The following is a 23,575-nucleotide window of genomic DNA, read 5'->3' as shown; positions in this document are numbered from 1 at the left end:
TTTAAGATACAGTGCCCCACTTTGCTGCGCATTCGGGAAAGAACATGTTCTGTTTGCGAAGGTTTTCCGTCCTTCCCAGACTTGTCGTTTTTGTTGCATATGCGAATGTGTGGCCGCGTAGAGACCGGGATTCATACATGCGTTATTCGGCATATCAGGTTCTGAAGCAGGCGCTTTCAGGAAACCGTCATTGGCAGCCTGTCTGGCGAACGCCGGAGCCGAAACCGCATTATGATGTGATCATCGTCGGCGGCGGCGGCCATGGACTGGCGACGGCCTATTACCTCGCCAAGGAATTTGGCATTACCAATGTTGCCGTGTTGGAAAAGAGCTATCTGGGCTCCGGCAATGTCGGCCGCAACACCACGATCATCCGCTCCAACTATCTCCTGCCTGGCAACGAGCCGTTCTATGAATTCTCGATGCAGCTTTGGGAAGGGCTGGAACAGGACTTCAACTACAATGCCATGGTCTCCCAACGCGGCATCATCAATCTCTTCCATTCCGACGGACAGCGCGACGAGTACGCCCGGCGCGGCAATGCCATGCGCATGCATGGCGTGGATGCGGAACTCTTGAGCCGCGATCAGGTCCGCAAGATGATGCCCTATCTCAATTTCGATCATGCTCGCTTTCCGATCCTCGGCGGGTTGCTGCAGGCGCGTGGCGGCACGGCACGGCACGATGCTGTCGCCTGGGGTTATGCGCGCGGCGCCGAAAGCCGCGGTGTCGATCTCATCCAGCAATGTGAGGTGATCGGCATCCGCCGAGAAGATGGTGCCGTGACCGGTGTCGAGACGACGCGTGGCTTCATCGGCTGCAACAAGCTGGCGCTGGCGGCGGCTGGCCATACCTCGATCCTCGGCCGCATGGCGGATCTGGAACTGCCGATCGAAACCCATGTGCTGCAGGCATTCGTCTCTGAAGGGCTGAAGCCGGTGATCGATCACGTCATCACCTACGGCGCCGGCCACTTCTATATATCGCAGTCGGACAAGGGCGGTTTGGTCTTCGGCGCCGATATCGATTATTACAGCTCCTACGCTCAGCGCGGCAATCTCGCCACCGTTGAACATACGATGGAGGAGGGGGTGTCGCTGATCCCGGGCCTGTCGCGAGTCCGCGTGCTGCGTAGTTGGGGCGGCGTGATGGACATGAGCATGGACGGCTCGCCGATCATCGACCGTACGCCGATCGACAATCTCTATTTGAACTGCGGCTGGAACTATGGCGGCTTCAAAGCGACGCCGGCCTCCGGCTTCTGCTTCGCGCACCTGATCGCCAACGGCGAAAGCCACGAGGTCAGTCGCTTCATGCGTCTGGACCGTTTCGCGCGCGGTTTTGCGATCGACGAAGGCGGCAAGGGTCCGCAGCCGAATCTGCATTGAGGGCACGAAACCGATGGCAAGCTTGATCACCTGCCCGCATTGCGGCGCGCGCCCGAAAGAAGAATTCACCATTCGCGGCTCTGCATCCGTCGTCCGCCCGGCGCCATCAGCGCCGGATGACGACTGGCATCGCTATGTCTACGTCCGCGATAATGCGCGTGGGCGCATTCTCGAATATTGGCATCACGCGGCCGGTTGCCGCCGCTGGCTGATCGTCGATCGCAGCAATATCACGCACGAGGTCTTCTCCGTCATCGATGCCGCGGACAAGGCGCGGGAGGCGGCGAAATGACAGCCTATCGTCTTTCCTCCGGCGGGCTCATCAATCGCAGCCGGCCGCTTTCGTTCAAGTTCGACGGCAAGAATATGAAGGGAATGGAGGGCGATACGCTTGCCGCCGCCCTTCTCGCCAACGACACAATGCTCGTTGGACGGAGCTTCAAATATCACCGTCCGCGCGGCATTCTGACGGCGGGCTCCGCCGAACCGAATGCGCTGGTGACGATCGGAAAAGATGGACGCGTGGAGCCGAACACTCGCGCCACCGTCGCCGAGCTCTATCAGGGCATGACTGCCGTCAGCCAGAACCGCTGGCCGTCGCTGAAGTACGACTTTGCCGCGATCAACGGCCTGTTCTCGCCCTTCTTCGGCGCCGGCTTCTACTACAAGACCTTCATGTGGCCGGCAGCTTTTTGGGAGAAGGTTTATGAACCACTGATCCGCCGCGCTGCCGGTCTTGGCAAGGCGGCCATGCAGGCCGATCCTGATCGCTATGAGAAGGCCTGGGCACATTGCGATCTGTTGGTGATCGGGTCAGGCCCGACCGGGCTGATGGCGGCGCTGACGGCGGCGCGCGCCGGACTGCGCGTCATCCTTGCCGACGAAGGATTTCGCCTGGGCGGATCATTGCTGACGGAGAGATTGTCGATCGGCGGCGTTTCCGCAGATGCTTTTGTGCATACAACGCTCGATGAACTCCAGAGCTTCGAGAATGTCACTTTGATGCCGCGCACCACCGTGTTCGGCTGGTATGACGGCAATGTCTTCGGCGCGGTCGAGAAAGTGCAGAAGCATGTGGCGATGCCGTCGCCCGATCTGCCGGTCGAGCGTCTTTGGCGCATCGTCGCCAAGCGCGCGATCCTGGCCACAGGCGCGGAAGAGCGGCCCCTGGTTTTCGGCGGCAATGACAAGCCCGGCGTGATGATGGCCGGCGCTATGCGCAGCTATCTCAACCGCTATGGCGTGGTGGCGGGACAAAGGGTGGCGGTGTTCACCAATGGCGGGTCCGGCTATCGCACGGCATCGGATCTGGCGGCGGAAGGCGTCGAGATAACGGCCATCATCGATACGCGCAGCGCCTCGTCCGATCCTGCACCGCAGGGCGTTCGCGTCATTCATGCCGGCACGATACAGGCCACGAAGGGCCGGCATCGCATCAGTGGCGTGATTGCCGATCGCGGCGGCCTGGACGAGCTCATCGCTTGCGATGCGCTTGCCATGTCGGGCGGCTGGTCGCCGATTATCCACCTTGCCTGTCAGCGTGGTGCAAAGCCCGTGTGGTCGGAAGAGAGGCAGGCCTTCGTGGCGCCGACGGTCGGTGGCGAACTGGAGATCGCGGGAGCCGCCAATGGCATCGACAGCGTTTCGGGCTGTCTTGTCGATGGCGCCAGAAAAACGGGACTGGTCGTCGAGAGTCTCGGTCGCACGGTGCATGAGGCTGAGATGCCGGAGGTCGAAGGCGATCACGATCCGTCCTTTGCGGCCATATGGCATGTGCCGGGCGCCAAGAACAAAGCCTTCGTCGACTTCCAGAACGATGTCCACACCAAGGATCTGGGCCTGGCCCTGCGCGAAGGTTTTGGTCATGCGGAGCACGCCAAACGCTATACGACAAGTGGCATGGCGACGGATCAGGGCAAACTCGGCAATGTCAACGCCGCAGGCATCATCGCCGGCATGCGCGGCGTCAGCCCGGCTGCCGTCGGCACGACGACATTCCGGCCTTTCTATACGCCCGTCTCGTTCGGCGCCCTCGCAGGCACGGCGCGCGACAAGCATGCGCAGCCGGTGCGGGAATCGCCGTTGCATGGCTGGGCTAAGAAAAATGGCGCAACTTTTGTCGAAGCCGGCCTTTGGTATCGCTCGGCCTGGTTTGCGCGCCCAGGCGAGAAGGGCTGGCGCGACAGCGTCGACCGCGAGGTCCTGAATGTCCGCAACAATGTCGGTCTTTGCGATGTCTCGACGCTCGGCAAGATCGAAGTGTTCGGCAAGGATGCGGCGGAGTTTCTCAATCGGCTCTATTCCAATGCCTTCCTGAAGCTGCCGATCGGCAAGGCGCGCTACGGGCTGATGCTGCGCGAGGACGGCATGGTGTTCGACGATGGCACGACCAGCCGGCTTTCGCCTTGCCATTTCTTCCTGACCACCACGACCGCGATGGCGGGCGAGGTCATGACCCATATGGAGTTTTGCGCCCAGACTCTTTGGCCGCAGCTCGACGTGCGGTTCGTCTCCTCGTCGGATCAATGGGCGCAGATGGCGATTGCCGGGCCGAAAGCGCGGCTGGTCCTGGAGCAGATTATCCAGGATGACATCTCCGACGAATTCTTCCCCTTCCTCGCCGCCGCAGAGGTGATGCTGAAGGGCGGGCTGAAGGGGCGCCTTTTCCGTATCTCCTTCTCCGGCGAACTGGCCTATGAACTGGCCGTTCCCGCCGGCTTCGGCGAAGCGGTGGCGGATGCGATCATGGAGGCGGGCAGGGCACATGGTATCTGTGCTTACGGGGTCGAAGCGCTGAATGTGCTCCGCATCGAGAAGGGGCATGTCACCCATAGCGAACTGGACGGCCGCACCACGCCCGACGATGTCGGCCTCGGTCGGATGATGGCGACGCAGAAGCCGGATTTCATAGGCAAGAGATTGTCGACCCGCTTCGGCCTCACCGCAGCCGATCGTGTCCAGCTTATCGGGCTGAAGCCGGTCGATCCCACCAAGGAAATTCGGGCAGGCGCGCATCTCCTGAAAGAAGGCGCCAAGCCTTCGACGGGCAATGACCAGGGCCATGTTTCTTCGGCTTGCTTCTCCCCGGTTCTCGGCCATTTCATCGCATTGGCTTTCCTCAAATCGGGCCGCGAGCGGATCGGCGAACATCTGGTCGTCTGGGATGGGCTGCGTGGCGAAGAGGTGGTTGCTGAGGTCTGCAATCCGGTCTTCGTCGATCCTGCCAACAAGAAACTTTTGGGATGAGGGATCGATGAGCGTCGCATATCAAAGCCGGCACGTGCTGGAAGATCACATTTCCGGCTTCGAAGGTGAGCCTAATCCGAACCATCTTGCGGTTGCCCGCCGTCCCGTCATCTTCTCCGTGCTCGCCCATGCCGGACAGGAAGAATGGACACTGGCGGCTTTGAAAGCGATGTCGGACATTTCGGTGCGCCATGCCGGGCCGGACGAGTGGCTGGCAGTATCCGAGGTGTTGGCGGCCGAGAGCCTGGCGCGCGATCTTGCCATTCTGGATGCCGGCCGCGTTTCCTTCTTCGAACAAAGCGATGGCCGGGTGATATTGCGCCTTTCAGGCCCGAGTGTCCGCCGCATCCTGGCGAAATGCGTGGCTATTGACCTGCATCCGGAGGTCTTCGCCGAGGGACAGTCGGCCAATATGCTGTGCTGCCATGTCAGCGCCAATCTGGCCCGTACCGGCCCCGACCGTTTCGAGATCATCATCCCGCGTTCCTATGCCGGCAGCGTGTTCGAGGAGCTGATGGAGATGGGACGCGAGTTCGCACTGACGGCTGGGTTCGCCGATTGAGCGCGTAAACCGGAAAAGTGCGAAGCGGTTTTTCCGAAGGGCTTATACGCCAGAAAAATGGATGGCGCGATCCGAACAATTGCGATGGCGCAAACAGGCAGATCGGGTTCGCAGTTCGGGCTATTTGGCCTTCTGGATAGTCTTTAGGCTGCCCTGCAAATACGGCCGGTTGCGCGGGAAAACGCCCGCAGACTTCGCGCCGAACACAGGGGATTTCTAGATGAAAAGCCATGCCAAGGTCGTCGTCATCGGCGGCGGGGTCGTCGGATGTTCGGTGCTTTATCACCTGACGAAATTCGGCTGGACGGATGTCGTGCTGCTCGAGCGCTCCGAGCTGACATCGGGTTCGACCTGGCACGCGGCCGGCGGCATGCACACGATCAACGGCGATCCCAATGTGGCCAAGCTGCAGAAATATACGGTCGAGCTCTATAAGGAGATTCAGGACTATTCCGGCCAGGATATCGGCCTGCATATGACGTCCGGTCTGATGCTGGCGGCGACCCCGCAGCGTTTCGACTGGCTGAAATCGATCCTCGCCAAGGGCCGCTATAACGGCCTGGAGGCGACTTTGCTGACGCCGAAAGAAGCGCATCAGATGATGCCGCTTCTCGATCCCGACCAATTCGTTGGCGCGCTCTATGATCCCGTCGAAGGTCATCTCGATCCCTATGGCACGACGCATGCCTATGCCCGCTCGGCAAAGAAGAACGGCGCCGAGATCTATCTGCACACAAAGGTGGAAGAGCTGGTACAGCGCGAGGACGGTTCCTGGCGGGTGATTACCAATCAGGGCGAGATCGTCGCCGAGCATGTCGTCAATGCCGCCGGACTGTGGGCACGCGAGGTCGGGCGAATGGTCGGGCTGGAGCTGCCTGTCCTCGCCATGGAGCATATGTATCTGATCACCGAGGACATGCCGGAGGTCGCTGATTTCAACAAGACGACCGGCAAAGAGCTGATGCACTGCGTCGATTTCGACGGTGAGATCTACCTGCGCCAGGAGCGGCAGGGTATGCTGATGGGCACCTATGAAAAGGCCTGCCGCCCGTGGTCGCCTGTGACCACGCCCTGGGACTTCGGCCACGAGCTGCTGGCCGAGGACATCGAGCGTATCACGCCGGAGCTCGAAGTCGGCTTCCGGCATTTCCCTGCCTTCAACAAGGCCGGGATCAAGAAGATCATCAACGGCCCCTTCACCTTCTCGCCGGACGGCAATCCGCTGGTCGGGCCGGTGCGGGGGCTGACGAACTACTGGTCTGCCTGCGCTGTCATGGCCGGTTTCAGCCAGGGCGGCGGCGTGGGACTGGCGCTCGCCAACTGGATGATCCACGGCGATCCCGGTTTCGACGTCTTCGCCATGGATGTCTCGCGCTATGGCGACTATGCGACGCTAGCCTATACCAACGCCAAGGTGCGTGAGAACTACGCGCGGCGCTTTTCCATTCGCTATCCCAATGAGGAATTGCCGGCGGCGCGGCCGCTGCTGACGACGCCGATCTACGACAAGCTCAAGGCTGCGGGTGGCATATTCGGTGCGTCCTACGGGTTGGAGCAGGCTCTGTGGTTCGCGCCCGCGGGCGAAGTGGATGAGTTCTCCTGGCGGCGCTCCAATGATTTTGATGTGGTCGGCGCCGAGGCGAAGGCGGTGCGTGACAGCGTCGGGCTGATGGAAACCTCTGGCTTTGCCAAATATTCGGTCAAGGGACCGGGCACGGAAGCCTTTCTCGACCGGCTGCTCGCCTGCCGTATACCGGCCGTCGGCCGCATGACGCTGGCGCCGATGTTGAAGCATGACGGCAAGCTGATCGGCGATTTCACGCTCGCCAAATTGGGCGAGGATGATTTTCTCGTTATCGGCTCCGGGATTGCCGAGGCCTATCACATGCGCTGGTTCGAGAGCCAATTGCCCAAGGACGGTTCGGTCGAGCTGAAGGCGCTCGGCCTGTCGCTGCTTGGCCTGTCCATTGCCGGGCCGAATGCGCGCAGACTTCTGGAAAAGCTGACGCACCAGGATGTCTCTGCAGCCGCGTTCCCCTTCATGTCCATCCGCCGCATGGATCTCGGCATGGCGCCCGCCATCGTCGGCCGTGTCTCCTATACCGGCGATCTCGGTTACGAGATCTGGATGAAGCCGGAACATCAACGCTATCTTTTTGATCTGCTGATGGAGGCCGGCGCCGAATTCGATATCAGGCTCTTCGGTCTCAGGGCATTGAACGCGCTCCGCCTCGACAAATCCTATGGTAGCTGGGCGCGCGAATACCGGCCGCTTTATGGGCCGCTGGAGGCCGGGCTCGGCCGGTTCGTCGCGCTATCCAAGGAGGCCGATTTCATCGGCAAGTTGGCGGCAGCCAAGGAGAAGGCGGAGGGTGGGGCCTTGCGGCTGCGCACCTTTATTCTCGCGGCTAGGGACGCCGATGTCATCGGTGATGAGCCGATCTATCACAATGGTGCTGTCTGCGGTTGGGTGACCTCCGGCGGCTATGCGCACGCCTCCGGGGTCTCGGTCGCGGTTGGTTACGTGCCGAAAGAGATTGCCGACGAAGCGCAGGGATGGTCGATCGAACTGCTCGGCGAAATATTGCCAGCGACGCTGCAGCCGCAGCCGTTGTTCGATGTCGAGGGTGCGCGCATGCGCTCCTGATGGTCGACCTCGAACGGTAAAGAACGGGCTTCCACGGGAGCCCGTTTCTGACGAGATGTCTTCAGTCTGGAACGCCTGCGCAGGCCATCTTGGCTATTTTTGAGCCAGGAGGTGCCATTTTTCTGTCTTTTCTGGTCCGAATTGCGCCATTGCACGGCCATTTGAAAAGAATTTGTCAATTCCCTGCCTTTTTGGCTTCACATTTGCTTCGAAAACAGTATGGAATCGGCCCCACGGGTCCTCTCGTAGGAAACCCTAATCAATAAGAGATGCGGTCAATAGACTCCGCATCCAGGGGAAATGACATATGGATTATTTTATCCAGCAGCTCCTTAATGGGCTGACTCTCGGGTCTATTTATGGCCTGATCGCCATTGGCTATACCATGGTCTACGGCATCATCGGCATGATCAATTTTGCCCATGGCGACGTTTTCATGCTTGGTGGCTTCGCCGCTCTCATCACTTACTTGGTTCTCGTGTCGCTCTTCGCCGGTCTGCCGGTGGCGATCCTGCTTCTGGTAATGCTCATCGTCGCCATGCTGATGACGAGCTTGTGGAATTGGGTGATCGAGCGTGTCGCTTACCGGCCGCTGCGCGGTTCGTTCCGCTTGGCGCCGCTGATCACCGCAATCGGCATGTCGATTGTCCTGTCGAACTTCATCCAGGTCGCACAGGGTCCGCGCAACAAGCCGATCCCGACTTTGGTGGGCGATGTCTATAATATCGGCGGCGTATCGCTTTCGCTGAAGCAGATCATCATCTTCATCGTCACCGTCGTTCTGCTTGCCGCTTTCTGGTACGTGGTTAATAAGACAGCGCTTGGCCGTGCCCAGCGCGCCACGGAGCAGGATCGCAAGATGGCGGCGCTGCTCGGCATTAATGTCGACCGCACCATTTCCGTCACCTTCATCATGGGCGCAGCGCTCGCCGCTGTCGCCGGCACGATGTACCTGATGTATTATGGCGTCGCCAACTTCACCGATGGTTTCGTTCCCGGTGTCAAGGCGTTCACCGCGGCCGTTCTCGGTGGCATCGGCTCACTGCCGGGTGCCGTTCTCGGCGGTTTGATGATCGGTTTCATCGAGTCGTTCTGGTCGGGCAATTTCGCTATCGCGTATAAGGATGTCGCGACCTACGGCATCTTGGCCTACGTGTTGATCTTCAAGCCGACGGGTATTCTCGGACGGCCGGAAGTCGAGAAGGTATAAGGCCATGGCAAGCTCAAGTTTCGTTCCCGGCAAGACCGCGCCCGGCCTTGTCCAGAAAGGGATTACAGATGCCCTTTGGACGGCGGTCATCGCTTTCGGCATGTTCGTGCTCTATATCGGCCTGAAGACCGATCAGAACATCGACAACAAGCTGATCATCGTTCAGCGTTGGGGCTTGCTGGCATCCATCGTTGCCATCGCCGCGGCCGGACGTTTCGTCTCGACCGTTTTCCTCCAGCCGACGCTTGCCGCCAGAAGAGCGGCGAAGGCAAAGGCTCCGCCGGTCGAAGCCGAGCCAGGCTTCGTATCGAAGAACTTCAACAAGATCGCTTTGGCGTTCCTGCTCGTCTATCCGATGCTGGCGCTGGCACTTTTCGGTCCGCAGGGATCGCTGACCTACGTCGACAATTTCGGCATCCAAATCCTGATCTATGTGATGCTTGCCTGGGGCCTGAACATTGTCGTCGGTCTCGCCGGCCTGCTCGACCTGGGCTATGTCGCCTTCTACGCGGTTGGAGCCTATTCCTACGCGCTGTTGGCGACGCATTTTGGCCTGTCCTTCTGGATTCTGTTGCCGTTGTCCGGTATCTTCGCTGGACTGTGGGGTATGATCCTTGGTTTCCCGGTTCTGCGTCTGCGCGGCGATTATCTGGCGATCGTGACTCTCGCTTTCGGTGAAATCATCCGCATCGTGATCACGAATTGGACGGATTTGACTAAGGGCAGCTTCGGCATTTCCAACATCACCAAGGCGTCGTTGTTCGGTCTCTATACTTTCGATCTCAAGGATCCGCACAACATCATCCGGACCCTTGGTCTGCCGATCTCGTCTGCCTGGTATAAGATCTTCCTGTTCTACGTCATCTTGGCGCTCTGCATGCTGACCGCCTATGTGACGATCCGGCTGCGTCGCATGCCGATCGGCCGCGCCTGGGAAGCGATGCGTGAAGACGAAATCGCCTGCCGGTCGCTTGGTATCAACACGGTGACGACGAAGCTTACGGCTTTTGCCACCGGCGCGATGTTCGGCGGCTTTGCCGGCTCGTTCTTCGCCGCGCGGCAAGGCTTCGTCTCGCCGGAATCCTTCGTGTTCCTCGAATCGGCGGTCATTCTCGCCATCGTCGTCCTCGGCGGCATGGGATCGCTGAAGGGCATCGCGTTTGCTGCGATCGCCATGGTCGGCGGCACGGAATTGCTGCGCGACATGGATTTTCTCAAGCTGATCTTTGGTCCGGATTTTACGCCGGAACTCTACCGCATGTTGATTTTCGGCCTGGCCATGGTCGTCGTCATGATCGTGAAACCGCGCGGTTTCGTCGGAACCCGTGAGCCGACCGCCTTCCTCAAGGAGCGAAAAGCGGTGTCCGGCAGCTTTACCAAGGAGGGCCACGGCTGATGAACGCTGTGACCGCAACCCCTGACGACATCCTGCTCAAGGTCGATCATCTCTCGATGAGATTCGGCGGCCTGATGGCGATCAACGACTTCTCCTTCGAGGCCAGGCGCGGCGATATCACCGCGCTGATCGGCCCGAACGGCGCCGGCAAGACCACGGTCTTCAATTGCATCACCGGTTTCTACAGGCCGACGATGGGGATGATCACGCTCAACCAGAAGGGCGGCAAGGAATTCCTACTGGAACGGCTGCCGGATTTTCGGATCACGCGCGAAGCCAAGGTGGCGCGCACGTTCCAGAACATCCGTCTGTTCTCGGGCCTGACCGTGCTTGAAAATCTGCTGGTGGCCCAGCACAACAAGCTGATGCGCGCATCCGGATATACGGTGCTTGGTCTGCTCGGTATCGGCAAATATCGCGCTGAGGCCAAGAACGCCATCGAACTGGCGTCCTTTTGGCTGGAGAAGGCCAATCTCATCGATCGTGCCGACGATCCGGCCGGCGATCTTCCCTATGGCGCGCAGCGCCGCCTGGAAATCGCCCGCGCCATGTGCACCGGCCCGGAGCTCCTGTGCCTGGACGAGCCGGCTGCCGGTCTCAACCCGCGCGAGTCGATGGTGCTCAATGATTTCTTGCGCAGCATTCGGAAGGATGCTGACACGTCGATCCTTCTGATCGAACACGACATGTCGGTGGTCATGGAAATTTCCGACCACGTCGTAGTGCTCGAATACGGACAGAAGATTGCCGATGGCACGCCGGATGAGGTCAAGAACGATCCAAGAGTGATCGCGGCTTATCTCGGCGTCGAAGATGTGGAAGTGGAAGAGGTGATTGCCGAAGTCGAGCACCTCCAAGAGGGCGAACGCTGATGACGGGGCAACCGCTTCTGAAAGTTGAGGGTGTCGAAACCTATTACGGCAATATCCGCGCTCTCGCCGGCGTCAATGTCGAAGTCAACAGCGGCGAAATCGTTAGCCTGATCGGCGCAAACGGTGCCGGGAAGTCGACGTTGATGATGACCATCTGCGGCAGTCCGCAGGCCCGCAACGGGTCGGTAATCTTCGACGGCCGCGACATTACCCACATGCCGACGCATGAGATTGCCCGGATGCGTATTGCGCAGTCGCCCGAGGGACGGCGCATCTTCCCGCGCATGACGGTCTACGAGAACCTGCAGATGGGGGCAAGCCTCGACAAACTCAAACATTTCAATGAGGACGTCGAAAAGATCTTCACCCTGTTTCCACGTTTGAAGGAGCGCCAATCGCAGCGCGGCGGTACGCTATCGGGCGGCGAACAGCAGATGCTGTCGATCGGCCGTGCGTTGATGGCGCGCCCGAAATTGCTTCTGCTTGACGAGCCTTCGCTCGGCCTTGCGCCTCTGATCGTCAGGGGCATTTTCGAAGCCATCAAGGTTCTGAACAAGACCCAGGGGCTCACCGTCTTCCTGGTCGAGCAGAACGCCTTTGCCGCGCTCAAGCTCTCCGACCGCGCCTATGTGATGGTCAACGGCCGGGTGACGATGAGCGGCTCTGGCAAGGAACTGCTCGCCAATCCGGAAGTGCGTGCCGCCTATCTCGAAGGCGGCCACCATTGAGCCTCGTTCTGCGGAGAATTTGATATGCAGGGAATTTTCTTCGAAAGCGATAGCGGCGGGCGCATCGTCATTCGTGCGGTCATCATTCTCTTGGGCTTCTGGACGGCATGGCGCGCCGGCCGCGCCGTGGCGAGTAGCTGGAACTCCTACCCGCTGGTGGTCATCTACACGCTTCTGATCGGCCTCGGGCTGCAATTCCTGCACCATGCGCTGTTCAACGGCCCGGTGTTCGACCTCTACAATTATATACTCGACGTGGTTCTACTCCTCATCTTCTCCACGGGCGGATACCGCTATCGTCGTACGGACCAGATGGTGAATAACTACTATTGGCTCTACGAAAAGACCTCGGCCTTCTCGTGGAAGAAGAAGAATTGACAGTGCGTTGAAACTAGGCACAGTCTGCATTCAAAGTCGGGTGTGATCCTATTTGAAAAGTGCTTGAACTACTTCTTGGGATCATCTCTTCTAGACTTCGGAATACAAGCTTACCGGCGCGATGATTAGTGGGTATTGCGCAGGGCGAATCAAACGGAACCCGCTTAAAAAACTGGGAGTAACAATATGAAGAAGTATCTTCTGTCGGCCGTGGCTCTGTCGGCGATGATCGCATTCAGCGGCGTTGCGAAGGCTGACATCATCGTTGGCGTTGCAGGCCCTCTGACTGGTGCAAATGCTGCGTTCGGCGCTCAGCTCCAGAAGGGTGCTGAGCAAGCTGTTGCCGACCTCAACGCAGCCGGCGGCATCAACGGCGAAAAGATCAAGCTCGAACTCGGCGACGACGTTTCGGACGCCAAGCAGGGCGTTTCGGTTGCCAACAAGTTCGTCGCTGACGGCGTCAAGTTCGTTGTCGGCCACTTCAACTCGGGCGTTTCCATCCCGGCTTCGGAAGTCTATGCCGAAAACGGCATCCTCCAGATCACTCCGGCTTCCACCAACCCGGTGTTCACCGAACGTGGCCTGTGGAACACCTTCCGTACCTGCGGTCGTGACGACCAGCAGGGTGCAGTGGCCGGCAAGTATATCGCCGACAACTTCAAGGGCGCCAAGGTTGCCGTCGTTCACGACAAGACCCCGTATGGCCAGGGCCTTGCCGACGAAACCAAGAAGAACCTCAACGCCGCTGGCGTGAAAGAAGTTCTCTATGAAGGCATCACCCCCGGCGACAAGGACTACTCGGCCCTCATCGCCAAGATGAAGCAGGCTGGCGTCGATTTCGTCTACTACGGCGGTCTGCACACCGAAGCTGGCCTGATCATGCGCCAGATGGCTGACCAGGGCGTCAAGGCTCACTTCATGTCCGGTGACGGTATCGTATCGAACGAGCTGGCTTCGATCGCCGGCGACGCTGTCGACGGCACGCTGATGACCTTCGCGCCGGATCCGCGCAAGAACCCAGCTTCCAAGGACCTGGTCGCCAAGTTCCGCGCTGCCGGCTATGAGCCGGAAGGCTATACGCTTTATGCGTACGCTGCCATGCAGGTCATCGCCGACGCGGCAAAGGCTGCAGGCTCCAGCGACCCGATGGCTGTTGCCGACGCGCTGAAGGCAAAGGGTCCCTACAAGACCGCCATCGGCGAACTCGGCTTCAATGAAAAGGGCGACATCACCCGTCCGGACTACGTGATGTACAAGTGGTCCAAGGGCTCCGACGGCAAGTACAACTACGCCGAAATGGAGAAGTAATCTTCGCGGCGCCGGTTTTCCGGCGGTGCGTCCGATCTGCGAAGCCCGGTCAATGATCGGGCTTCTTTCTGTTTAGGCTGTGATGAACGGCATTTCCTTCACGGCGTTCGTGCTTTAAGTCTGAGCCCATCTTGGCAGGAGGACGATGCAGCATGAGCGGACCCCGTATTCTCGTCACCCGGCGCTGGCCGGCCGCCGTGGAGGCCGTACTTTCCGAGCGCTTCGACGCGACGTTCAATTCGGATGATATCGCGCTCAATGCGGCGCAGTTGCGCGAAGCATTGCTGGCCTATGATGCGGTGCTGCCGACCGTTTCCGACAAGCTGCCGGCCGCGCTTTTCGCGGGCGATGCCATTAGGACAAAAATCCTCGGCAATTTCGGAGTGGGCTTCAATCATATCGATGTGGCTTCCGCCAGGGCCAAGAGCATCGTCGTCACGAATACACCGGGCGTACTTACCGACTGCACCGCTGACATCGCCATGCTGCTGCTGCTGTCCGTGGCGCGCCGCGCCGGTGAAGGGGAGCGCGAGCTGCGTGCCGGCGAATGGAGCGGTTGGCGGCCGACGCATATGGTCGGCACGAAGGTTGCCGGCAAAACCGTCGGCATCGTCGGTTTCGGCCGCATCGGCAGAGCGTTCGCGCAACGCTGTCATTTCGGGTTCGGCATGGATGTCGTCTTTTACAATCGCTCTGCCATCGATCCGATGGAAGCGGCGCGTTACGGCGCGATGCAACTTCCGATGATCGAGGATGTGCTCGCGGTTTCCGATTTCGTCTCGCTGCATTGCCCTGGCGGCGCGGAGAACCGCCATCTGATGAATGCAGCCCGTTTCGCCGCCATGAAGCCCGGCGCCTTTCTGATCAACACTGCACGCGGCGATGTCGTCGACGAGGCGGCACTGATTTCTGCGTTGGAGCAAGGCGCGATTCGTGGTGCCGGCCTCGATGTCTACGAGGCGGAGCCGAATGTGCGGGAGAGGCTAAAGGCAATGGAGAATGTCGTGCTGCTGCCGCATCTCGGCAGCGCGACCGAAGAGACGCGCACGGCCATGGGGATGAAGGTGGTGGAGAATATCACCGCATTTTTCGAAGGGCGTGAGCCGCCGGATCGGGTGGCTTAGCCCCGAAAGTGGATTTACATCTCATGCAGCACATGCGCCGCCTTTACCGCGGCGGAAGCTCGGTTTTCCACCCCGAGCTTCACATAGATCTGTTCCAGATGTTTGTTCACGGTCCGCGCTGAAAGCCCAAGAATCTCGCCGATATCGCGGTTCGATTTCCCCTTGGCAATCCAGAGTAAGACTTCGGATTCTCGCTGGGTGAGCGCAAAATGCTGGCGCAGCACGCCGTCGTCGGCGCGCTGGTTGGTGGCGGTCAGGCGGAAGAGATATTCGTCCGGGCCGATCGCACCGAGGAAGGCGAGCTGCAGGGCCGCTTGGCTGCCATTGCTGATGGAGAGCAGGTTGTCGCGCGCCGGGCCTGGCCGTTCGCGCTCGCGCATGAAGGTCGCGATGTGTTTCACTACAAGATCGAGGCCGTCGTCGCTGCCGGTGGCGGCGTTGATGAGGCGCGTCGCTTGCGGTGTCGACCAATGAATCGCGCCATCGCCTTTGACCGCCAGGAGATGCCGGCCGGCGGCGTCGAGCGCAACGCGGGCGCTCTGAGCGGAGCGGGCATTGCGCAAGTGGACGCGGATGCGGGCGCGCAGTTCATCAACGTTGATGGGCTTGGTGAGATAGTCGACGCCGCCCGATTCCAACGCATGCACGACATGCTCGGTTTCGGTCAGGCCGGTCATGAACACTACGGGAATCTGGGCTATACTGGCGTTCGCTTTCAGCCGCCGGCAGGTCTCGAAACCGTCCATGGATGGCATCACGGCATCGAGCAGGATCAGGTCCGGCGTGATGCGTTCGACGATGTTCAGCGCCGCCGAGCCTGATGTAGCTATGAGAACGGAGAAACCCGACTGCTCCAGGGCGTCGGTCAGGAAACCGAGCGCCTCCGGCGAATCGTCCACGAGCAAGACTATATCGCGGGGAAGGGCGGGCTCAGCCAATCGGTTCTACCTTTTCATTGTCGAATTTATGCAGGAAATCCAGAAACCCGCCGATATCGAAGGCTTGAACATAGGTGCGCAAAGCATCGGTGAAGGGTCGGTTCTGATCGAGCTTGGCAAGATCCGTGAGTTTCGCCTCGATGCCTCTGACATAGCCGATCTCGCCAAGCCGTATCAACTCGCGGACATGCTCTATCCCCGGGCTCTTCATAGGTGGCGCGGGTTTCGGCGAGACGGGTGCGGAACCGTCGGCATAGATCCACTTCAGGCCGAGATGTAGTGCCAGTTTGTCGCGAAGCTGGCGGATATCGACAGGTTTGGCGATGGCGTCATTATGGCTGTCGTCGCTGTCCTTGGCGGCGGCGCCATCGCCGATATTGGCCGATAGCATGAGGATCGGCGCCATCTGGCCGTTCTCCCTGAGCCGTGAGACCAATTGCCAGCCGTTCATGCCAGGCATGGAGATGTCGACCAAGAAAAGATCCGGCTTGATGCCCTCGATCAGCGTCAAACAGTCCGGTCCGCCCGCGGCCGTCAGCACGATGAAGTCGAGGGGCGACAGCACTTCGCGCATCAGCTCGCGATGATCCTCATTGTCGTCGACGACGACGATGGTGCGGCGCGGGCCTTCATAGCTGACGATGCGCTGCTCCTGTGCCGGGGGCCTCATCGGCCGGATCACCGCAGACAGCATCAGGCGCACCTTGAAAGTCGAGCCCTTGTCCTTTTCGCTGACGACGGAGATCTCGCCGCCGAGTGTATTGGTGAGCAATCGGGTGATGGTCAGCCCGAGGCCGAGGCCCGGCATGGGGCGGACACTGTCGGCCTCGCCGCGTTGGAAGGGCTCGTAGATGCGGGTGAGGTCCTTCTCGGCGATGCCTCGGCCGGTATCGGCGATGGTGAAGCTCGCGACCTGACTGCGATAGCCGACCTCGAAACGCACACTGCCCGCGTCGGTGAACTTGATGGCGTTGGAGAGCAGGTTGACGAGGATCTGCCGCAGCCGCTTTTCGTCGGTGCGGACATAATCGGGCAGGGCGCCGGATCGCTCATGGATGAAAGCAAGACCCTTGGCCTGTGCTTGCGGTCGGAACATATCCACGATCTGGTCGAGAAAATCCTGAATATTGATCTCGTTGGAATAGACCTGCAGCCGGCCGGCCTCGATCTTGGAAATATCCAGCAGCCCATCGATCAGCCCGGAGAGATGTTCGGCGCTGCGGCGGATGACCTTCAGCGAGGATTGCCGCGGCGCCGGGATAGTCTCGTCGCGCTCAAGGATTTGGGCATAGCCGAGCACCGCGTTGAGCGGCGTGCGCAATTCGTGGCTCAGGCCCACGACGTAGCGGCTCTTGGCGCGGTTTGCCGCCTCAGCCGCCTCCTTGGCGCTTTGCAAAGCAGCGTCCGTCTTTTTGTGCGCGGCGATTTCCTTGAGCAGCAACGTATTCTGACGGGAAGATTCTTCTTCGGCGACTACGCGGCTGTCGTGCGCGAGCACGTAGAACCAGCAGACGACGCCGGCGATGACGGCGAAGACGAAGAAGACAATGAGGATCGTGCGGTCCACCACCGCGGCGGTCTCCGGCGAGGCGGAGCCGACCTGGTGGGCGATCATTGCCAGGATAGCGCCCACGGCCGCCAACGCCACCACGACGGCGATGCCGTAACGGCCGAGGCGAGTAGCGAGCTTGGCGACGATGGTCTCCGGCAGCAGTGTCTTGGCGACGGTGGCGACCTGCGTGTTAAGCCGCGCCTTCGGCTTGCACATGTCGTGGCAACGGCTGTCCAGCGAGCAGCAGAGCGAGCAGATCGGCGCGGCATAGGCCGGGCACCAGGCCATATCCTCTGGCTCGAAAGGATGTTCGCAGACCGAGCACGTGATGGAGGTCAAATTCTTCCAGCTTTGGCGCGGCTTGCGGGCGAGATAGAATTTGCCCTTGGTCGCCCAGGCGATCGCGGGCGAGGCGATGAGCGCAATCACCAAGGTGATGTAGGGGGCTAGCGAGGCGGCGACCGCGCCGAAGGCGCCGAAATGGGCGACGAGGGCAATCGTCGCCGACAGCGCCATGGCGCCTAAGCCAACGGGATTGATGTCGTAGAGGTGCGCGCGCTTGAACTCGATGCCGGGAGGGGCAAGGCCGAGCGGCTTGTTGATGAAGAGATCTGCGGAGATCGTGCAGAGCCACGCCATGGCGATGATGGAGAAGATGCCGAGCGTCTCTTCCAGCAGCCTATAGATGCCAAGTTCCATCAGCAGCAGGGCGATGGCGACGTTGAAGACGAGCCAGATCACGCGGCCGGGATGGCTGTGGGTCAGCCGAGAGAAGAAATTCGACCAGGCGAGCGAGCCGGCATAGGCGTTCATGACGTTGATCTTGAGCTGCGAAACCACGACGAAGGCGGCCATCAGCAGCAGTGCGGCATTGTGCCAGGGGATCATGTAGCCGAAGGCGGTGAGATACATTTGCGCCGGATCGGCGGCGCGATCGGCCGGTACGCCCGAGGTCAGCGTCAGGACGACAAGGAAAGACCCGGCCAGCAGCTTCAGTGCGCCGATAGTCACCCAGCCGGGACCTGCGAGGAAGATTACCAGACGATGCCGCCATTTGCGGCGGCCTTCCGGCGGCAGGAAGCGCAGAAAGTCGGCCTGTTCGCCGATCTGTGACATCAGCGCCAGGATAACGGCGGAAGCGGCGCCGAATTCCACGAGATCGAAGGGAGCGGCGGTTCCGGATGCGCCGGACGTATGATGTATGCCCGCGAAGGCACGCCAGAGATCGATTTTTCCCCAATCTGAAAAGGCGATGAAGGCGAAGGGCAGGATATTGAGGACGATCCAGAATGGTTGCGTCAGAAGCTGAAACCGGCTGATCAGACGGACACCATGCGTTACCAGCGGAATAACCATGACGGCGCTGACGATATAGCCTATCCACAAGGGTATGCCGAGCGTCAGTTCCAGCGCCCCCGACATGATCGAGGCTTCGATGGCAAACAGCATGAAGGTGAAGCTGGCATAGATAAGTGACGTGATGGTCGAGCCGATATAGCCGAAGCTCGCGCCGCGGGTCAGCAGGTCGATATCGACCCCATGGCGGATGGCGTAGCGGCTGATCGGCAACCCGATCGCGAGCATGGCGATGCTAGCGACGATGATGGCATAGAAGGCGTTGGTCGTGCCGTAGGAGAGCGTAATGGCGCCGCCGATCGCTTCCAAAGCCAGGAAAGAGATGGCGCCGATCGCTGTCTGCGAGATACGCTGCGAGGAAAATTGCCGGGCGCTTTTGGCGGTGAAGCGCAGGGCATAGTCTTCCAATGTCTGGTTTGCGACCCAGCGGTTGTATTCGCGTCTCACCGGAATGATGCGTTGCCGCGCTGCCATGCCCACCCTTCAGCAGTCTTGCCCCCAAATAGTTTGGCAAGTGTAGTTCATGTCGTAACACGGATCGGCGCAGTCCTTAAGTGCGTGAACTGCTAATATGCTGCATATTTCGCCCCGCTTCCTACGTCATATTACGTATGTGGAATCCCCCGGTGCTGCCGGATAGTCGCGGCAGGCAACGGTTAATCTTCGTTTACGAGCCGTTGCGGCAGACAAAAAAGAGGGGAACTACGCATGAAACTGAAGACTCTTGTCTCGGGCGCGCTTCTGGGCGCCATCATGTCGACGACTGCATTTCATGGAGCTTTTGCCGCCGACGACACCATCAAGGTTGGCGTTCTCCATTCGCTTTCGGGCACCATGGCGATTTCGGAAACGACGCTGAAGGACGCCATGCTCATGCTCATCGACGAGCAGAACAAGAAGGGCGGCGTTCTCGGCAAGAAGCTGGAGCCTGTCGTCGTCGACCCGGCCTCCGATTGGCCGCTGTTTGCCGAAAAGGCCCGCGAGTTGATTCAGAAGGACAAGGTCTCGGCCGTATTCGGTTGCTGGACCTCGGTGTCGCGCAAATCGGTCCTGCCGGTGTTCAAGGAACTGGACTCGATCCTGTTCTATCCCGTGCAGTTCGAGGGTGAAGAGTCCGAGCGCAACGTGTTCTACACCGGAGCTGCCCCGAACCAGCAGGCGATCCCCGCCGTCGACTACCTGATGCAGAATGAAGGCGTGCAGCGCTGGGTTCTGGAAGGCACCGATTATGTCTATCCGCGCACGACCAACAAGATCCTTGCAGCCTACCTGAAGTCCAAGGGCGTCAAGGACGAAGACATCATCATCAACTACACGCCGTTCGGCTTCTCCGACTGGCAGACGGAAGTCTCCAAGATCAAGGCCTTCGGCTCGGCCGGCAAGAAGACCGCGGTCGTCTCCACCATCAATGGCGACGCCAACGTTCCCTTCTACAAGGAACTCGGCAACCAGGGCGTCAAGGCGGAGGACATTCCGGTCGTCGCCTTCTCGGTCGGCGAAGAAGAGCTTGCCGGCGTCGACACCAAGCCGCTGGTCGGCCATCTCGCCGCCTGGAACTACTTCCAGTCCGTCGATACGCCCGCCAATGCCGAATTCATCAAGGAATGGCACGCCTATACCAAGAACGACAAGCGGGTCACCAACGACCCGATGGAAGCTGCCTATATCGGCTTCAACATGTGGGTGAAGGCGGTCGAAAAGGCCGGTACGACCGATCCGGACAAGGTGATCGACGCGCTCGTCGGCGTTTCCGTGCCGAACCTTACCGGCGGCTACGCCACCATGATGCCGAACCACTACATCACCAAGCCGGTGCTGATCGGCGAGGTGCAGGAGAACGGCCAGTTCGACGTTGTTTCGCAGACCCCTGCAGTGGTCGGCAAGGAATGGTCGGACTACCTGCCTGATAGCAAGGATCTGATCTCGGATTGGCGCATGCCGCTTAACTGCGGCAACTTCAACGTTTCCACCGGCAAGTGCGGCGGCAAGGGTTCCTGAGTTCAGCTTTTAGTGTGCGCTCGTCGCGGGCAGACTCCTCTGCCCGCGACAGCATGAGGGGACGCGCGATGTTCGACAAATTCGTTTACCGCATGGCTGTGGCGCTTGCCGCCGGCTTTTGCCTGATGCTGGCGCTAACGGCGACAGCGCTGCGTGCCCAGGAGGATGCGCATAGTCTTATCAACGCGCTGGGTCCGGCGAACTTCCAGCAGGCCGACGAGATCGTGAAGAACCTGGCCAAAACCGGCGATCCCAAGGTGGTGCCGGCGCTGCAGGCGTTTTCGGACGGCGATCTTTATGTCCGCAAATCCGACAATCAGGTCTTCATCGCCAAATCTTCCGGAGACGTCATGGCCCTGATCGATCCGCTGACCGGACAGACGGCTGGCCAGGAAACCAAGGGCAATCTTAGCAAGATCAAGATCAACAACAATCTTCGTCGCTCGGTCCGTTCGGCGCTCGGCGGCCTGACGCTGATGAGCCCGGATCGTGGCGTCCGATTGGAGGCGGCGCAATCCGTGTTGAAATCGCCAAGCGCGGATTCGCTGGAGGCATTGGAGGCGGCGTTAAAGAACGAAAAGGACGGCGAAATTCGCGGCGTGCTCGACAGGGCGCGCGCGGTTGCCGTGCTCGGCTCCGATCGCCCGCCGGAGCAGAAGAAGGCGGCGATCGAGACGATCAAGGCAGAAGGTGGTCGTGACGCCATCGGCATTCTTTCTTCGGTTTCCGTCGACGACAGCCTGAAGCCCGATGTCGCGGCCGCCATCGCCGGTATCCAGAGCCAATTGGCGATCTGGGATGCGGTGCAGAACGTCTGGTACGGCCTTTCGCTCGGTTCGGTACTGCTGCTTGCCGCCATCGGGCTTGCCATCACCTTCGGCGTCATGGGCATCATCAACATGGCGCATGGCGAGATGGTGATGATCGGCGCCTATTCCACCTTCATGGTCCAGAGCGTCATTCGCAGCTTCTATCCGGAACTCTTCGACTGGTCGCTGGCGATCGCCTTGCCGGTGGCGTTTCTGGTCACCGGTGCCGTCGGCCTTGTCATCGAGCGCGGCGTCATCCGTTTCCTCTATGGCCGGCCACTGGAGACGCTGCTCGCCACCTGGGGCATTTCGCTGATCCTGCAGCAGGCCGTGCGCTCGATCTTCGGGCCGACCAATCAGGAAGTCGGCAATCCCTCCTGGATGTCCGGTTCCTTCGATCTCGGTTATCTTTCGATCACTTGGAACCGGCTCTGGATCATCGTTTTCGCACTCGGCGTCTTCGTCGCCTTGCTGTTGCTGTTGAAGCGCTCGGCCTTCGGGCTGCAGATGCGGGCGGTGACGCAGAATAGGCGCATGGCTTCCTCCATGGGCATTCGCACGCCCTGGGTCGACGCCTTTACCTTTGCCCTGGGGTCGGGCATTGCGGGGATGGCAGGCGTTGCGCTCTCCCAGATCGACAACGTCTCGCCAAACCTTGGCCAGAGCTACATCATCGACAGTTTCATGGTCGTGGTCTTCGGCGGCGTCGGCAATCTCTGGGGAACGCTGGTGGGCGCCTTCTCGCTCGGCATCCTCAACAAGTTCCTCGAACCCTATGCGGGGGCGGTGCTCGGCAAGATCCTGGTTCTCGTCCTCATCATCCTCTTCATCCAGAAACGTCCGCGCGGGCTCTTCGCCCTCAAGGGAAGGGCGGTGGAAGCATGATCACGGCTTTTCTCCTTCGCTCGCTCGACCGCCGTATCAGCGTCGCCATCGCGATCCTGCTTGCTGTCGCGGTACTCGTGCCGCTGTCGAACCTGGTTCTGCCGGAAGGCAGTCTGTTGCACGTGCCGACCTACCTGATGTCGTTGTTCGGCAAGTATCTGACCTATGCACTGCTCGCCTTGGCACTCGATCTCGTTTGGGGCTATTGCGGCATTCTCTCGCTCGGCCATGGCGCCTTCTTCGCGCTCGGCGGCTACGCGATGGGCATGTATCTGATGCGGCAGATCGGGTCGCGCGGTACCTATGGCAATCCCATCCTGCCGGACTTCATGGTGTTCTTGAACTGGAAGGAACTGCCCTGGTTCTGGTACGGCTTCGATCATTTCTGGTTTGCCATGATCATGGTGCTGGCGGCTCCCGGACTGCTTGCCTTCATCTTCGGCTGGTTTGCCTTCCGCTCACGCGTCAATGGCGTCTATCTGTCGATCATCACGCAGGCGATGACCTACGCGCTACTGCTCGCCTTCTTTCGCAACGACATGGGCTTTGGCGGTAATAACGGCCTGACCGATTTCAAGGATATTCTCGGCTTCAACATCCAGGCGGATGGCACGCGCGCCGTACTCTTCGCGGTTACCGCGCTGCTGCTAGCGCTGGGGTTGATGCTGTCATCGGCCATAGTGCGCTCGAAGTTTGGCAAGGTGCTGGTCGGCGTGCGCGATGCCGAAAGCCGGACGCGCTTCTTGGGTTACCGCGTTGAGCACATGAAGCTCTTTGTCTTCGTGGTGTCGGCGATGATGGCCGGAATTGCCGGTGCACTTTATGTGCCGCAGATCGGCATTATTAATCCCGGGGAATTTGCACCCGCCAATTCCATCGAAGTGGTCATCTGGACCGCGGTTGGCGGCCGGGCAACGCTGATCGGTCCGATCATCGGCGCCATCCTCATCAATGGTGGAAAGACGATCTTCACCGGCCTTTTCCCCGATTTCTGGCTCTTCGCGCTCGGTGGCCTCTTCGTCGCGGTGACGTTGTTCCTGCCCAAGGGTGTCGTCGGCACGGCGGCGCGATATATCGGTCGTGGCAGTAAGGCGGTCAGTCCAAAGCCTGAAGCAGAGGAAGACGAAGCCGAAGCCGAAGCCGAAGCCGGTAAGACGACCATTCAAGCGGCGGAGTGA

Annotated in this window: 17 protein-coding genes; 15 read left to right on the top strand and 2 right to left on the bottom strand. The window is 60.2% G+C overall.

Features of this window, described 5'->3' with window-relative positions; genetic code table 11:
- Nucleotides 1-137 precede the first annotated feature (137 nt).
- The 12 genes from CCGE525_RS15985 (at nucleotide 138) to CCGE525_RS15930 (ending at nucleotide 14,859) form a co-directional block, all read left to right on the top strand.
- The gene (locus CCGE525_RS15985) at nucleotides 138-1,388 is read left to right on the top strand and encodes a sarcosine oxidase subunit beta family protein (RefSeq protein ID WP_120705141.1); all 1,251 of its coding nucleotides are present in this window, start codon (nucleotides 138-140) and stop codon (nucleotides 1,386-1,388) included.
- Between the two features lie 13 nt (nucleotides 1,389-1,401).
- The gene (locus tag CCGE525_RS15980) at nucleotides 1,402-1,680 is read left to right on the top strand and encodes a sarcosine oxidase subunit delta (RefSeq protein WP_120705140.1); all 279 of its coding nucleotides are present in this window, start codon (nucleotides 1,402-1,404) and stop codon (nucleotides 1,678-1,680) included.
- Entirely contained in the window at nucleotides 1,677-4,634 is a 2,958-nt protein-coding gene (locus CCGE525_RS15975) for a sarcosine oxidase subunit alpha family protein (protein WP_120705139.1), read from the top strand. The genes CCGE525_RS15980 and CCGE525_RS15975 overlap by 4 nt, the downstream gene beginning before the upstream one ends.
- Before the next feature lie 7 nt (nucleotides 4,635-4,641).
- On the top strand, nucleotides 4,642-5,196 hold the full coding sequence (locus CCGE525_RS15970; protein ID WP_120705138.1) for a sarcosine oxidase subunit gamma: 555 nt from the start codon (nucleotides 4,642-4,644) through the stop codon (nucleotides 5,194-5,196).
- A gap of 220 nt (nucleotides 5,197-5,416) precedes the next feature.
- Nucleotides 5,417-7,843: a GcvT family protein gene (locus tag CCGE525_RS15965; RefSeq protein ID WP_120705137.1), complete on the top strand. Its 2,427-nt coding sequence runs from the start codon at nucleotides 5,417-5,419 to the stop codon at nucleotides 7,841-7,843.
- Nucleotides 7,844-8,150: 307 nt separating this feature from the next.
- On the top strand, nucleotides 8,151-9,053 hold the full coding sequence (locus CCGE525_RS15960; protein WP_120705136.1) for a branched-chain amino acid ABC transporter permease: 903 nt from the start codon (nucleotides 8,151-8,153) through the stop codon (nucleotides 9,051-9,053).
- 4 nt (nucleotides 9,054-9,057) lie between these two features.
- Nucleotides 9,058-10,449 carry a high-affinity branched-chain amino acid ABC transporter permease LivM gene (livM, locus tag CCGE525_RS15955; RefSeq protein WP_120705135.1) on the top strand — a complete coding sequence of 464 codons (1,392 nt, stop codon included), beginning with the start codon at nucleotides 9,058-9,060 and terminating at the stop codon, nucleotides 10,447-10,449.
- Nucleotides 10,449-11,321 (top strand): ABC transporter ATP-binding protein, encoded by an 873-nt coding sequence (locus CCGE525_RS15950; RefSeq protein WP_120705134.1) that lies wholly within the window; start codon nucleotides 10,449-10,451, stop codon nucleotides 11,319-11,321. The genes livM and CCGE525_RS15950 overlap by 1 nt, the downstream gene beginning before the upstream one ends.
- A complete protein-coding gene (locus CCGE525_RS15945) occupies nucleotides 11,321-12,049 on the top strand; it encodes an ABC transporter ATP-binding protein (RefSeq protein WP_120705133.1) in 729 nt (242 codons plus the stop codon). The genes CCGE525_RS15950 and CCGE525_RS15945 overlap by 1 nt, the downstream gene beginning before the upstream one ends.
- Before the next feature lie 24 nt (nucleotides 12,050-12,073).
- Nucleotides 12,074-12,427 (top strand): DUF6867 family protein, encoded by a 354-nt coding sequence (locus CCGE525_RS15940; RefSeq protein ID WP_120705132.1) that lies wholly within the window; start codon nucleotides 12,074-12,076, stop codon nucleotides 12,425-12,427.
- Nucleotides 12,428-12,613: 186 nt separating this feature from the next.
- Entirely contained in the window at nucleotides 12,614-13,735 is a 1,122-nt protein-coding gene (locus CCGE525_RS15935; RefSeq protein ID WP_120705131.1) for a branched-chain amino acid ABC transporter substrate-binding protein, read from the top strand.
- A gap of 152 nt (nucleotides 13,736-13,887) precedes the next feature.
- On the top strand, nucleotides 13,888-14,859 hold the full coding sequence (locus CCGE525_RS15930) for a 2-hydroxyacid dehydrogenase (protein ID WP_120705130.1): 972 nt from the start codon (nucleotides 13,888-13,890) through the stop codon (nucleotides 14,857-14,859).
- A 14-nt stretch (nucleotides 14,860-14,873) separates the two neighbouring features.
- On the opposite strand, the gene CCGE525_RS15925 is transcribed toward CCGE525_RS15930, so the two are convergent.
- Nucleotides 14,874-15,797, bottom strand: a complete 924-nt coding sequence (locus CCGE525_RS15925) for a response regulator transcription factor (protein ID WP_120705129.1) — start codon at nucleotides 15,795-15,797, stop codon at nucleotides 14,874-14,876.
- Nucleotides 15,790-19,179 carry a hybrid sensor histidine kinase/response regulator gene (locus CCGE525_RS15920; protein ID WP_120705128.1) on the bottom strand — a complete coding sequence of 1,130 codons (3,390 nt, stop codon included), beginning with the start codon at nucleotides 19,177-19,179 and terminating at the stop codon, nucleotides 15,790-15,792. The genes CCGE525_RS15925 and CCGE525_RS15920 overlap by 8 nt, the downstream gene beginning before the upstream one ends.
- A 234-nt stretch (nucleotides 19,180-19,413) precedes the next feature.
- Between CCGE525_RS15920 and urtA the strand changes: the two genes are divergently transcribed.
- The 3 genes from urtA to urtC all read left to right on the top strand — a co-directional run bounded on the left by urtA (nucleotide 19,414) and on the right by urtC (nucleotide 23,575).
- A complete protein-coding gene (gene urtA / locus CCGE525_RS15915) occupies nucleotides 19,414-20,703 on the top strand; it encodes an urea ABC transporter substrate-binding protein (protein ID WP_107108958.1) in 1,290 nt (429 codons plus the stop codon).
- A 68-nt stretch (nucleotides 20,704-20,771) separates the two neighbouring features.
- Nucleotides 20,772-22,397 carry an urea ABC transporter permease subunit UrtB gene (urtB, locus tag CCGE525_RS15910; protein WP_120705127.1) on the top strand — a complete coding sequence of 542 codons (1,626 nt, stop codon included), beginning with the start codon at nucleotides 20,772-20,774 and terminating at the stop codon, nucleotides 22,395-22,397.
- Nucleotides 22,394-23,575, top strand: coding sequence for an urea ABC transporter permease subunit UrtC (gene urtC, locus CCGE525_RS15905; protein WP_120705126.1), 1,182 nt, complete (start codon nucleotides 22,394-22,396; stop codon nucleotides 23,573-23,575). Before urtB ends, urtC begins: the two co-directional genes overlap by 4 nt.

The organism is Rhizobium jaguaris (assembly GCF_003627755.1).
GTDB lineage: Bacteria > Pseudomonadota > Alphaproteobacteria > Rhizobiales > Rhizobiaceae > Rhizobium > Rhizobium jaguaris.
This window is presented reverse-complemented; position numbering and strand designations above follow the sequence as displayed.